Origin of the sequence: Microbacterium sp. P26, from assembly GCF_023712585.1 — a bacterium.
Classification (GTDB): Bacteria; Actinomycetota; Actinomycetes; order Actinomycetales; family Microbacteriaceae; genus Microbacterium; species Microbacterium algihabitans_A.
In genome coordinates this window covers 149118-161941 of the sequence record NZ_JAMAXZ010000008.1, presented here as the reverse complement: position 1 = coordinate 161941, position 12824 = coordinate 149118, and the positions used below count along the sequence as shown (strand labels likewise).

General features: G+C 69.7%; 9 protein-coding genes and 1 tRNA gene. 4 read left to right on the top strand and 6 right to left on the bottom strand.

Going from position 1 to position 12824, the window contains the following annotated elements; all coding sequences use genetic code 11:
- Positions 1-32 precede the first annotated feature (32 nt).
- The 4 genes from M3667_RS15145 to M3667_RS15130 form a co-directional block, all read right to left on the bottom strand.
- Complete coding sequence (locus M3667_RS15145) at positions 33-1013, bottom strand: DnaJ C-terminal domain-containing protein (RefSeq protein ID WP_251509235.1); 981 nt, start codon at positions 1011-1013, stop codon at positions 33-35.
- 11 nt (positions 1014-1024) lie between these two features.
- Positions 1025-1639 carry a nucleotide exchange factor GrpE gene (locus tag M3667_RS15140; RefSeq protein ID WP_251509233.1) on the bottom strand — a complete coding sequence of 205 codons (615 nt, stop codon included), beginning with the start codon at positions 1637-1639 and terminating at the stop codon, positions 1025-1027.
- Between the two features lie 9 nt (positions 1640-1648).
- Complete coding sequence (dnaK, locus tag M3667_RS15135; protein ID WP_251509231.1) at positions 1649-3523, bottom strand: molecular chaperone DnaK; 1875 nt, start codon at positions 3521-3523, stop codon at positions 1649-1651.
- Between the two features lie 791 nt (positions 3524-4314).
- Positions 4315-6099, bottom strand: coding sequence for a DEAD/DEAH box helicase (locus tag M3667_RS15130; RefSeq protein ID WP_251509229.1), 1785 nt, complete (start codon positions 6097-6099; stop codon positions 4315-4317).
- Between the two features lie 128 nt (positions 6100-6227).
- On the opposite strand from M3667_RS15130, the gene M3667_RS15125 reads away from it, so the two are divergent.
- Positions 6228-7598 carry an MFS transporter gene (locus M3667_RS15125; protein ID WP_251509396.1) on the top strand — a complete coding sequence of 457 codons (1371 nt, stop codon included), beginning with the start codon at positions 6228-6230 and terminating at the stop codon, positions 7596-7598.
- Between the two features lie 209 nt (positions 7599-7807).
- On the opposite strand, the gene M3667_RS15120 is transcribed toward M3667_RS15125, so the two are convergent.
- Complete coding sequence (locus M3667_RS15120; protein WP_251509227.1) at positions 7808-8335, bottom strand: MarR family winged helix-turn-helix transcriptional regulator; 528 nt, start codon at positions 8333-8335, stop codon at positions 7808-7810.
- A 108-nt stretch (positions 8336-8443) separates the two neighbouring features.
- On the opposite strand from M3667_RS15120, the gene M3667_RS15115 reads away from it, so the two are divergent.
- A complete protein-coding gene (locus M3667_RS15115; protein ID WP_251509226.1) occupies positions 8444-9355 on the top strand; it encodes a hypothetical protein in 912 nt (303 codons plus the stop codon).
- Between the two features lie 88 nt (positions 9356-9443).
- Here M3667_RS15115 and dcd read toward each other — a convergent pair whose 3' ends face one another.
- Positions 9444-10049 carry a dCTP deaminase gene (gene dcd, locus M3667_RS15110; protein WP_144831433.1) on the bottom strand — a complete coding sequence of 202 codons (606 nt, stop codon included), beginning with the start codon at positions 10047-10049 and terminating at the stop codon, positions 9444-9446.
- Positions 10050-10313: 264 nt separating this feature from the next.
- Here dcd and M3667_RS15105 point away from each other — a divergent pair.
- Positions 10314-10384 (top strand) — tRNA-Gly (locus M3667_RS15105).
- A 498-nt stretch (positions 10385-10882) separates the two neighbouring features.
- On the top strand, positions 10883-12820 hold the full coding sequence (locus tag M3667_RS15100; protein ID WP_308196478.1) for an exo-alpha-sialidase: 1938 nt from the start codon (positions 10883-10885) through the stop codon (positions 12818-12820).
- Positions 12821-12824: the final 4 nt, after the last annotated feature.

The following is a 12824-nucleotide window of genomic DNA, read 5'->3' as shown; positions in this document are numbered from 1 at the left end:
GGATGCCGAGAACCTCGGCGACTCGCGTGTGTTTATCGCGCCTTCGACATCAGGTCGGCGCGGGGGTTCTCTTTGGGTTCGAGCTCGTGGAAGCGCTCGAGGGCTTCGCGCGCCGCGTCGTCGAGGTGAGCGGGAACCGCGACCTGGACCTCGGCGAGCAGATCGCCGGTGCCTTTGGTGGTCGAGATCCCGCGACCCTTGACGCGCAGGACGCGCCCCGACGGGGTGCCGGGGGCGACGCGCAGGCGCACGGGGTCTCCCCCGAGCGTCGGCACCTCGATCGTCGCGCCCAGCGCCGCCTCGGTGAAGGTGACGGGCACGGTGATGCGCAGGTTGAGTCCGTCGCGCGTGAAGACCGGGTGGGGGCGCACGGCCACGGTCACGACGATGTCGCCGCTCTCGCCGCCGTCGGGTGACTTGCGTCCGCGGCCCCGCAGCCGGATCTTCTGCCCGTCGGACACACCGGCGGGGATCTTCACCTTGAAGGGCACATTGTCTTCACCCGCGAGGGTGATCGTCTCTCCCTTGGCCGCGGTGACGAAGTCGATCGTCGTGCGCGCGGTGACGTCGGAGCCCTTCTGCGGGCCGCCGAATCCACGGAATCCGCCCGTCGTCTGACCGAACCGGCCGGAACCGAAGCCCCCGCCCTGCTGGTCGAACATCGTGAAGAAGTCGTCGAAGCCGCCCTGGGGCTGACCCCGCCCCTGACCGAACCGGCTGAAGACGTCGTCGAAACCGCCACCCGCCCCGGCCCCGGGAGCCGAGAAGCGCGCCCCCGAGCCCATGGCCCGGATCTGGTCGTACTCCTCGCGCTGCTCGGGGTCGTTGAGCACCGAGTAGGCCTCGCTGATCTCCTTGAACTTCGCTTCGGCCTTCGCGTCTCCCGGGTTCGAGTCGGGGTGGTACTGGCGCGCGAGCTTGCGATACGTCTTCTTCAGATCGGCAGCGCTGACGCTCTTGTCGACACCGAGGACTTTGTAGAAGTCCTTGTCGAACCAGTCCTGACTCGCCATGTGTCCTCCTCTTAGGCCGGCACGGCGACGACGACCTTGGCCGGTCGCAGTTCGACCGAACCGAGGCGGTAGCCGACCTCGACGACCTCGAGGATCGTGGTCTCGGTCACGCCGGGAGTGGGGGCCTGGAAGATCGCCTCATGCTGCTGCGGGTCGAACACGTCGCCCACGGCGCCGTACGACACCACACCGAGGCGCTCGGCCACGGCGCGCACCTTGTCGCCGATCGCGGAGAGGGGGCTGCCCTCGACGAGGTCGCCGTGCTTGGCGGCGCGGTCGAGGTCGTCCATGACGGGCAGCAGGCCCTTCACGGCCTCGCCCTTGGCGCGCTCGATCTCGCGCTCGCGCTGCTCCTCGGTGCGCCGACGGTAGTTGGCGTACTCGGCCTGCAGGCGCTTGAGATCGATCAGCAGCGAGGCCTCCTTGTCGGAGGAGGCTCCTTCTGCGGCCGCCTCGGGCGTCTGTTCGGCGCCGAGGATGTCGTCGATGGTCAGGCCATCGGCATCCGATTCCGAAGACTCCGGCTGGTCGCCCGACGGCGCGGGGCCGGAGGTGTTCTCCTCCGGCCCCGTCTCGTCAGGACCGGCGCCCGAGCCCGTGGGCTGTTCGTCGTCCTTGTGTGCCATGGTCTCTGCTTACTTCTTGTTCTCGTCGGGGTTCTCGTCGTCGACGACCTCGGCGTCGATGACGTCTTCCTCGGGGTTCGGCGTCTCGCCGTTGCCGGGCTGGCCCACGTTGGGGTCGGCCTGCTCACCCGCGGCCTGCGACGAGGCGTAGATGGCCTCGCCGAGCTTGCCCTGGCTGGCGTTCAGCTTGTCGAACGCGGTCTTGACCGCGTCGTCGTCGTCACCGGCGAGAGCCGTCTTGAGCGCGTCGACGTCGCCCTGCACCTCGGTCTTGACCTCGGCGGGGAGCTTGTCGTCGTTCTCCTTGATGAGCTTCTCGATCGAGTACGACAGGGTCTCGGCCTGGTTGCGGGTCTCGGCGGACTCGCGGCGCTTCTTGTCGTCGGCCGCGTTCTCCTCGGCCTCGCGCACCATGCGCTCGATGTCCTCCTTGGGCAGCGACGAGCCGCCCGTGATGGTCATCGACTGCTCCTTGCCGGTGCCCTTGTCCTTCGCCGAGACGTGCACGATGCCGTTCGCGTCGATGTCGAAGGTGACCTCCACCTGCGGGATGCCGCGGGGAGCCGGCGCGATGCCGGTGAGCTCGAAGGTGCCGAGCGGCTTGTTGTCGCGGGTGAACTCGCGCTCGCCCTGGAAGACCTGGATCGCGACCGACGGCTGGTTGTCGTCGGCGGTGGTGAAGGTCTCGCTGCGCTTGGTCGGGATGGCCGTGTTGCGCTCGATGAGCTTGGTCATGATGCCGCCCTTGGTCTCGATGCCGAGGCTCAGGGGGGTGACGTCGATGAGCAGGACGTCCTTGCGCTCGCCCTTGAGGACACCGGCCTGCAGGGCTGCGCCCACGGCCACGACCTCGTCGGGGTTCACGCCCTTGTTGGCGTCCTTACCGGTTTCCTTCTTGACCAGCTCGGCGACCGCGGGCATGCGGGTCGAGCCGCCGACGAGCACCACGTGGGCGATGTCGTCGACCTTCACGCCGGCCTCGCGGATGACGTCGGAGAAGGGCTTGCGGGTGCGGTCGAGGAGGTCCTTGGTGAGGTCCTCGAACTTGGCGCGCGTGAGGGTCTCGCTGAGCGAGACGGGGCCCGTGTCGGTGAGCGACAGGTACGGCAGGTTGATGCTGGTCGAGGTCGAGCTCGACAGCTCCTTCTTGGCCTGCTCGGCCGCTTCCTTCAGACGCTGCAGGGCGATCTTGTCACCCGAGACGTCGACACCGGTCGTGTCCTTGAACTGCTTGATGAGGTAGTCGACGACGCGCTGGTCCCAGTCGTCTCCACCGAGGCGGTTGTCACCCGAGGTGGCGCGCACCTGGATCGTGGAGAAGTCGTCGTCCTTGCCCACCTCGAGCAGCGAGACGTCGAACGTTCCGCCACCGAGGTCGAAGACGAGGATGAGCTCGTCTTCCTTGCCCTTGTCGAGGCCGTACGCGAGGGCCGCGGCGGTGGGCTCGTTGATGATGCGCAGCACGTTGAGGCCCGAGATCTCGCCGGCCTCCTTGGTGGCCTGACGCTCGGCGTCGTTGAAGTACGCGGGGACCGTGATGACGGCATCCGTCACGCTGTCACCGAGGTACTCCTCGGCGTCGCGCTTGAGCTTCTGCAGGATGCGGGCCGAGATCTCCTGCGGCGTCCACTTCTTGCCGTCGACGTCGAAGCTCCAGGTGGTGCCCATGTGGCGCTTCACGCTGGAGATGGTGCGGTCGACGTTGGTGACGGCCTGGCGCTTGGCGGTCTCGCCGACGAGCACCTCGCCGTCCTTCGTGTAGGCGACGACCGAGGGGGTCGTGCGGAAACCCTCGGCGTTGGCGATGACCTTGGGCTCGCCACCCTCGAGCACGCTCACGACGGAGTTGGTCGTACCGAGGTCGATTCCCACTGCACGGGGCATATGTGTCTCCTTGCTTGTGAGCACGGCCGTTGCCGCACTCGGGGTTCTGGTGAAAGTCTCTGCGCGGGTTGAGCCGCGATGACTCAAGGTTATCGGACCCCCTCCACGAGGTCAAGGTGACTTGATATGAATTGGCTCAACTTCCGTGTACCGATGGGCGCGAGTTGCGCAGTGCAGGGCGGGTCGCCGTCGTCTCGGCATCCGGATGCCATGGACCGCGCTCGCGCGAGTGCCGCGGTTGCGCCGTGTCCCGGCACCTCGCTTTGGGGCGGATTCCGCCGTTCGGGGCGGCATTTTCACGCCCCGAACGACGAGATTCGCCCCGAAACCGCGAGGGCCCACCGCCCCATGTGGCCCCGGGGCCACGGTCCCCGCCCCGGGGCCACGAACCACGCCCCAGAAAGCCGACGACCGGCTCGAACACCCCGGGGCGTCCCCCACGGCCCCGGGGCCACGGTCCCCGCCCCGGGGCCACTTTCAACGCCCCACAAACCCCGACGACGGGCCCAAACGCCCCGGGGCCACGAACCACGCCCCAGAAAACCGACGACCGGCTCGAACACCCCGGGGCGTCCCCCACGGCCCCGAAACCACGTTCCCCGCCCCGGGGCCACTTCCGACGCCCCAGCCAGGGCGCCGCGGACCGCCACACGCCCAGTGAGCGGCGCCCCCACCACGCCCGACGCCCCCGCACCCTCAACGGGGTACGGGGGCGTCGAACGGATGCCGTGACTAAGTCGCGGTCTCGACCGCGAACGTGACTCAGTCGCGGTCTCGACCGCGAACGTGACTCAGTCGCGGTCGCGATCGCGGCGCTGCGGCCGGTCGCTGCGCTTGGCCGAACGGCCGCCGGCGTCGAGGCGCAGGTCGATCAGCTGGCCCGAGATGCGCGTGTCGGCGAGGCGGTCGATCGTGTCGCTCGAGAGGTCGACGGGCAGCTCGACGAGCGAGAAGTCCTGACGGATCTGGATCGCACCGAAGTCGTTGCGGCGCAGGCCACCCTCGTTGGCGAGGGCACCGACGATCTGACGGGGCTCGACGCGCTGACGACGACCCACCGCGATGCGGTACGTCGCGAAGCGGCCGGAGGTGTCGCGGCGCGGGCCGGCGTCGCGGGATCCGCCGTCGCGCGAGCCGCCGTCGCGCGAACCACCGTCGCGCGAACCGCCGTCGCGGGCGGGACGCTCGCTGTCGAAACGCGGCTGACGGAAGGCCTCGGCCTCGAGCAGCAGCGGGGTGTCGCCCTGGGCGACCACGGCGAGAGCTGCGGCCACGTCAGCCTCGGGCACGTCATGGTGCGCCACGTAGTGGGCGACGACGTCGCGGAACGTCGCGATCGCGGCGGTGTCTTCGAGGGCGGTTGTGATGGCGTCGTCGAAACGGGTGAGGCGCGTGGCGTTGACGTCGTCGACGCTCGGCAGCGACATCTCGGTCAGCGGCTGGCGCGTCGCCTTCTCGATCGCGGTGAGCATGCGGCGCTCGCGCGGGGTGACGAAGCTGATCGCGTCACCGGTGCGGCCGGCGCGGCCCGTGCGGCCGATGCGGTGCACGTACGACTCGGTGTCGATGGGCAGGTCGTAGTTAACGACGTGGCTGATGCGGTCGACGTCGAGACCTCGCGCGGCCACGTCGGTGGCGACGAGGATGTCGAGCTTGCCGCTCTTGAGCTGGTTGACCGTGCGCTCGCGCTGCACCTGGGCGACGTCGCCGTTGATCGCGGCGGCGGTGTAGCCGCGGGCGCGCAGCTTCTCGGCGACCGTCTCGGTCTCGTTCTTGGTGCGGGTGAAGACGATCATGCCCTCGAAGTTCTCGACCTCGAGGATGCGCGTGAGCGCGTCGATCTTCTGCTGGTACGACACGATCAGGTAGCGCTGGGTGATGTTCGTCGAGGTCGCGGTCTTGGTCTTGACCGTGATCTCTTCGGGGTTGTTCAGGTACTGCGCCGAGATGCGGCGGATCTGCGCCGGCATCGTGGCCGAGAACAGTGCGACCTGCTTCGTGGCGGGGGTGTCAGCGAGGATCGTCTCGACGTCTTCGGCGAAGCCCATCTTGAGCATCTCGTCAGCCTCGTCGAGCACGAGGTACTTCAGCTCGCTCAGGTCGAGGGTGCCCTTGTCGAGGTGGTCCATGATGCGACCGGGGGTACCGACGACGATGTCGACGCCGCGGCGCAGGGCCGACAGCTGCTGGCCGTAGCCCTGGCCACCGTAGACGGGCAGCACCGAGACGCCCTTGATGTGCGCGGCGTACTTCTCGAACGCCTCGCACACCTGCAGCGCGAGCTCGCGGGTCGGCGCGAGCACGAGGGCCTGCGGGTTCTTGTGGCCGGTCTCCATCTGCGACAGCACGGGCAGCGCGAACGCGGCGGTCTTGCCGGTACCGGTCTGCGCGAGGCCGACGACGTCGCGGCCCTGCAGCAGCACGGGGATCGTGGCGGCCTGGATCGCGGAGGGGGTCTCGTAGCCCACGTCCTTGAGGGCCTTCAGCACAGCGGCATCCAGTCCCAGATCGGCGAAGGTGAGCGTTTCGGGGGCGGTCTCGGCTTCAGCGGAGTCGACGGGGGTTTCGGATGCCATGACTCCACGGTAGTCTCCTCCGCGCTCGCGCGCGGGCCGAGGTCTAGCCTGAGGGCGTGCGCCGACGATGGCGCGGCTGCCTCGCCCGCCGAACCGGGCGTTCACCGAAGGACCCTAGCGTGACCGACATGTCCTCCTCCGGCGCCACCGAAGCCCCGACCACCCCTCGGCGACCGGTGATCGCCTGGGCCCTCTGGGACTGGGGTTCGGCGGCGTTCAACGCCGTGGTCACGACGTTCGTCTTCAGCACCTATCTGGCCAGTCAGCTGTTCGTCGACCCGGCGATCGTGGCGGCGGCGAACGGCGACGACAAGAACCCGGCCCTCGTGCGCGCTCTCGCCGACAACGCGACCCTCGTGGGCGTGGCGCTGATGATCGCCGGAATCGTGGTGGCCCTCGTGGCCCCGGTGCTCGGACAGCGATCCGACGGCACCGGACGCCGCAAGCTCTGGCTCGGCATCAACACCGGCCTGGTCGTGCTGGCGATGGCGGCGATGGTGTTCGTCGAAGGGACGCCGTCGTTCCTCGTGCTGGGCGCTGCGCTCATCGCGGTCGGCAACGTCTTCTTCGAGTTCGCGAGCGTCAACTACTACGCCATGCTCACGCAGGTCTCCACTCGCGAGAACATCGGCCGGGTCTCGGGCTTCGGCTGGGGCATGGGTTACGTCGGCGGGATCGTGCTGTTGCTGCTGTTGCTCGCGCTGTTCATCCAGAGTTTCGGAGATCCGGATGCCGGCGGGCTCCTGGCCGTGACCAAGGAGGGCGGGTGGAACATCCGCCTCGCCGTCTTGGCATCCGCCCTCTGGTTCGGCGCATTCGCCATCCCCGTGCTGCTGCGCGTGCCGGAGATCCCCGCCCGCCGTCGCCAGGTGCGCGTCGGCTTCTTCCGTTCCTACGTGGTGCTGTGGGGAACACTGCGTGCGCTCTGGCGCGACAGCCGTCAGGTTCTGCTCTTCCTCGTGGCCAGCGCGGTCTTCCGCGACGGCCTCGCCGGCGTCTTCACGTTCGGCGCGATCATCGCCGCGCAGGTGTTCGGTTTCAGCTCGACGCTGGTGCTGTACTTCGCGGTGGCCGCGAACGTGGTCGCCGGAGTGAGCACCTTCATCGCCGGTCGCTTCGACGACCGGTTCGGCCCGAAGCGGGTCATCGTCATCTCGCTGATCGGACTCATCGTGCTCGGCGGGGCCGTGCTGCTCATCGGAACGTCGCAGACCGCGTTCTGGATCACCGGCCTCGGCCTGTGCGCCTTCGTCGGCCCCGTGCAGTCGGCGAGCCGGTCCTTCCTGGCCCGCGTGGCCCCCGAGGGGCGGGAGGGCGAGATCTTCGGCCTCTACGCCACGACAGGCCGAGCCGTGTCGTTCCTCGCCCCCGGCCTGTTCGCCCTCTTCGTCGGCATCACGGGCGACACGCGCCTCGGCATCCTGGGCATCGTGCTGATCCTGGGTGCGGGATTGCTGCTGCTTCTCCCGGTGAAGGCGAAGCCCGCCGTCATCGTCTGAGCCGGCGGCATCCGGAACCGCTGGCCGCGGATCCGTCCGGCCCTCGGCGTGCACAACTCCGGAAGATCCGACGGCGATACGGGGCGCGGCCCCGGAATCACGCGGATGCAACCCCGGCGCACACCGAATTTTCAGGAGTTGTGCACGCAGGGCCGAGGCGCCCGGTGCGCGGCATCCGGATGCCGGGAACGCGGCCGACGCTCCGGCGTTCAGTCGCGCGGCCAGGCGTCGGCGAACTTCGCCAGCAGGCGGGCGAATTCGGTGCGCTCGGCGTCGGTGAACGACTCCAGGGCGGAACGCACCGCGTCGCGGCGGCGCCCGCGGAAGCCGGAGACGAGTCCCTCGCCCTGCGCGGTGAGACGCACGCGGGTGCGGCGGGCGTCTTCGGGATCGGGCTCGCGCTCGACGAGGCCCATCTGCACCGCCTGCTGCACGAGGCGTGACGCGCGCGGCTGATCGACGCCGACCGCCTCGGCGATCTCGCTGACCGAGAGCGATCCGGATGCCGCGATGAGGGCGTCGAGCATGCGGAGGCGCGCGGGGCCGGCGAACCGGCCCGCGGCGGCGTCGGCCCATGGCGGACCGCCGTGACCCCAGGGGCCGCCGCGTCCTCCGTGCCCTGCGCCGTGGCCCGTTCCGTGGTGGTGCGGCGCCTCGGGCGGGAACGGCGGACGTGGTCGGCGACCGCGCAGTCGGGAGAGGGCGGCCGCGATCTCATCGGCGGGGTCGGATGCCATGCGGTGATTTTACATGTCGCTTGACAAGCATCGGGAATACATGTCACAGTACATCCGTTGTCACATGACATGCATCGGCGGAACTTCCGCCCACGAAAGGACACCCTGATGAACACCTCCACACCTCTGGATCCCCGCAGCCTCGCCCATCGCCTCACGACGGTCGGCCACGCGCTGCATCACCGCTTGTTCGCGCAGCTGCGCGACAGCGACCTGCACCCCAAGACCGTCTTCCTCCTGCGGGACATCGACGGCCGCATCGACGCCCCCTGGGTCGCCGAGCGCCTCGCTCGCGGAGGCAAGCGCGTCTCCGCCCTCGCCGACCGAGGATGGATCACCTCCACCGACGACGGCTGGGCGCTCACCGACGAGGGCCGCGCGGTCCTCGACCGGCTGGACGCCGATCGTTCGGCGTTGCTCGCCGACATCCCGACCGACGAGCTCGAGCGTCTCGTCGCAGCCCTCGGCACCCTCGAAGGTGCACTGGGCCTGAATGAGGAGTCGGGCGACGACCGCGGGCGCCGTGGCTTCGGCCCCGGGTTCGGTCCGCGCCGTGGCTTCGGCCCCGGATTCGGTCCGCGCGGCGGCTTCGGCCCCGGGTTCGGTCCGCGCGGTGGCTTCGGACCCTTCGGTCCGGGCGAGCGCTACGGGTTCGACCCCGAAGCGCGCGGTGTCGACCGCGACGCTGACGGCGAGGACCGTCGCGGACACGGCGGCCCCCGAGCGCACGACGGCGACACCGAGCACGCCCGTGGCGAGCGCGGCGCCCGCCACGGCCACGGCCTCGGACCCGACTTCGGTCACGGACGCGAACGCGGGCACGGCGAGCGCCGTCACGGGTTCGGCCCGGGCTTCGGTCACGGGCGCGGACACGGCGACGGCGAGCGCGGTCACGGCCGCGGACCTCGAGCGGCTCAGCGCGCCTACGAGCGCGGCTTCGACGCCGGGTTCAGCCGCGGGCGCGAGTCCACGGCATCCGGCACCCCCTCCGACACGGAGCGCGGCCCGGTCGCGGAGTGATCCGCGAGCAACCGCTCAGGCGGGTGAGACACGGCGTGAGAGGCCGGGTCTCACCCGCCTCGGCGTATTCGGGGGCGGATGCCGGCGCTCAGCGTCCCGCGGATCCGGCGTCGGTCGAGCCGACGTCGGTGCGGTGGAAGTTGAGCGCTGAGCGCGACGCGGTCGGACCGCGCTGCCCCTGGTAGCGGTTGCCGTAGGGACCCGAGCCGTAGGGGTTCTCGGCCGGCGAGGTGAGGCGGAAGTAGCAGACCTGGCCGATCTTCATTCCGGGCCAGAGCTTGATCGGCAGGGTCGCGACGTTCGACAGCTCGAGCGTGACGTGTCCCGAGAAGCCGGGGTCGATGAAGCCCGCGGTCGAGTGGGTCAGAAGGCCCAGCCGCCCGAGCGACGACTTGCCCTCGAGGCGCGCGGCGATGTCGTCGGGCAGCGTCACGCGCTCGAACGTCGAACCGAGGGCGAACTCCCCCGGGTGAAGGATGAACGGCTCGTCCGGGTCGACCTCGATCAGACGGGTGAGCTCGGGCTGATCCTCGGCCGGGTCGATGAAGGGGTACTTGTGGTTGTCGAACAACCGGAAGTACCGGTCGAGCCGCACATCGACGCTCGAGGGCTGGACCATGGCCGGGTCGAAGGGCTCGAGACCGAGGCGCTTCGCGTCGAGTTCGGTCCGGATGTCGCGATCGGAGAGCAGCACGCCCACAGCCTACGGGCGGGGCCCGCGCTCGCGCTGACGGGTTTCACCCCGCTCGCGCCGCTGCGCCGCGTCGATCCGACCGGCGTGGTCTCGCGTGTGGCGCGCGAAGACGTATCCGTTCGCCGAGAACGCACGCCGTCGCACGCAAGGGAATGCGCGCTCGACGAACGGATGCGGTTTCGCCGGCGGAGGCGGCTTCGGGGGCGGATGCCGAGGGATGCGGCGACGACGCTGTTATGCTGGCCGGGCTGCCGCAAGGCGCACGGGGCTGTAGTTCAATGGCAGAACTTCTGCTTCCCAAGCAGATAGCGCGGGTTCGATTCCCGTCAGCCCCTCAAAGGTCCGGTTCATCGCCTCGGCGATGGAACGGACCTTTTGCGTGGGTGCCGTAGGAACCGAACCCGCAGCGGGTGGGCCCACGCCGCCAGAGGCTCCGCGCGCTGCGCAGCGGCGCGTGGAGAGGCGGTGGGGACGATTCCCGTCAGCCCCTCCAAAGCCCTCACGGGCGGCCGCAGGCCGTTCGGGAGGGCTTTCGTGTTGCCGTGAAGCGAACCCTTGGGTGGGCCCCTGCCGCCGGAGGCTCCGCGGGCCGACGCAGTCGGGCCGTGGAGGGGCGGGAGGGACGATTCCCGTCAGCCCCTCGGAGGTTCGGTTCATCGCCCTGGCGATGGAACGGACCTTTTGCGTGGGTGCCGTAGAAAACGAAGCCGCAGCGGGTGGGCCCACGCCGCCAGAGGCTCCGCGCGCTGCGCCCGACCCTTGGCATCGCGCCTTCACCCCTATCGTTGGACATCTGACCTCTGATGTCAGTCCACCAACGAAAGGCTCCGACGATGAAGCGCGCCTCCCTCCCCCTCCCCCGTACGCGCAGAGCAGTGTGCGTCGGCGTCACGATCGGCGCCCTCCTGGCCGCAGCGTTCGTGGCGCCGACCCAGGCGGCATCCGGAAACCCGACCGACCCCTCGTCGGCACCGGGCTCGTACGCCGCCCAGAATCTCGCCGCCGATCGCACCCCGGCGAACTACTTCTACCGCATCCCCGCCCTCACCCACCTCGGCGACGGCGTCGTTCTCGCGGCCTGGGATGCACGCCCCGGCAGCGCGGCGGATGCACCGAATCCGAACTCGATCGTGCAGCGGCGCTCCACCGACAACGGGGCGACCTGGGGTCCGCAGACCGTGGTCGCGGCAGGGAAGGCGGCGGACGCGTCAGGACCGAAGTTCGGATACTCCGACCCCAGCTACGTGACCGACCGGTCGACCGGCCGGGTCTTCGCGTTCTTCGTGTACTCGAAGGACGTCAGCTTCCAGAACAGCGGCTACGGCAACCTCGACAGCGACCGCAACATCCTCAGCTCCGCCGTCGCCCACTCCGACGATGGCGGACTCACCTGGAGCGCACCGCGACTCATCACGAGCGTGACCAAGCCCGCGGCCGGCGGCGCCTCAGCCCCCGTCGCGGGCGACGTGAAGGGAACCTTCGCCACCTCGGGTGAGGGCATCCAGTTGCGCTACGGGCCGCACGCGGGCCGTCTCATCCAGCAGTTCGCGGGCACCGTGCTGCAGTCGAACGGATCGACCGCGATCCAGGCGTACTCGGTGTACTCCGACGATCACGGGGCGACCTGGACCAAGGGGGCGAACGTCGGCACCGGGATGGACGAGAACAAGGTCGTCGAGCTCTCGGACGGACGCGTGATGCTCAACTCCCGCGACAGCGCCAACGGGCGACTGCGCAAAACCGCCGTCTCGACCGACGGTGGCGCCACGTACGGTGCGGTCACCTCCGACGCCGAACTACCCGACCCGACCAACAACGCCTCGATCATCCGGATGCACCCCGACGCCCCGTCCGGATCCGCCGATGCGCGCAAGCTCGTCTTCACGAACGCGAACAACGGCGCGAACGGCGACCGTGTGAACGGCGCGGTGAGGGTCTCGTGCGACGACGGACAGACCTGGCCGGGCCTGCGGAGCATCACGACCGGGTTCTTCGCCTACTCGAGCGCGACGACGCTCGAGGACGGACGCATCGGCGTGCTGTGGGAGAAGAGCTACACGAACGACATGCAGCTGTCGACGTTCGACGAGCCCTGGCTGAACTACGCGTGCGCCCCGCTCGCGGCACCCGCGCAGACGATCCAGCCGGGACAGACCGTGCAGGTTCCGGTGACCGTGACGAACCAGGAAGCGGCGGCGCTGACGGGCACACTCACGCTCGCACCGCCCTCGGGATGGACCGCCGGCAGCACAGCCGTCTCCACTCTCGCCGCGGGCGCCTCTCGAACGGTCACCGTGACACTCACCGCCGCATCGGCGGCATCCGGAACGCAGAACGTCGCCGCGGTCTTCACCGCGAACGACGGTCGCACGAGCCAGGCGACCGTGAGCGTCACCGCCCCGGCAGGCGCACTGTCGGCGACCATCACCGGCGCCCGGGCGGACGGTTCGCGGAACCTGGCGACCACCCCCTACCAGGTGGGCGAGCAGGTGCCGTACACCTTCCGCGTGCAGAACACCTCGTCGACAACGGTCACGGTCACACCGACGAGCGGTGACTTCTCGCCGTTCCTTCCGGCCGGCGCGGGCAACTGCCGATGGTCGAATCTCGCCGCGAACGGCGCCTACACCTGCTCCACCCCGCGGCACACGGTGACGCAGACCGACCTCGACCGCGGGTACTTCGTGGCCGACACCGTCTGGTCGCTGTCGGCGTCGGGGGCGACCACCCGGTCGATCTCGGTGACCGGCGGTCAGGTCGCCGTGCGCTGACACC

Bases quoted from the DNA above. Each gene is read 5' to 3' on its own strand.
- M3667_RS15145 (WP_251509235.1), bottom strand. From the start codon at position 1,013: ATGGCGAGTCAGGACTGGTTCGACAAGGACTTCTACAAAGTCCTCGGT.
- M3667_RS15140 (WP_251509233.1), bottom strand. From the start codon at position 1,639: ATGGCACACAAGGACGACGAACAGCCCACGGGCTCGGGCGCCGGTCCT.
- dnaK (WP_251509231.1), bottom strand. From the start codon at position 3,523: ATGCCCCGTGCAGTGGGAATCGACCTCGGTACGACCAACTCCGTCGTG.
- M3667_RS15130 (WP_251509229.1), bottom strand. From the start codon at position 6,099: ATGGCATCCGAAACCCCCGTCGACTCCGCTGAAGCCGAGACCGCCCCC.
- M3667_RS15125 (WP_251509396.1), top strand. From the start codon at position 6,228: ATGTCCTCCTCCGGCGCCACCGAAGCCCCGACCACCCCTCGGCGACCG.
- M3667_RS15120 (WP_251509227.1), bottom strand. From the start codon at position 8,335: ATGGCATCCGACCCCGCCGATGAGATCGCGGCCGCCCTCTCCCGACTG.
- M3667_RS15115 (WP_251509226.1), top strand. From the start codon at position 8,444: ATGAACACCTCCACACCTCTGGATCCCCGCAGCCTCGCCCATCGCCTC.
- M3667_RS15100 (WP_308196478.1), top strand. From the start codon at position 10,883: ATGAAGCGCGCCTCCCTCCCCCTCCCCCGTACGCGCAGAGCAGTGTGC.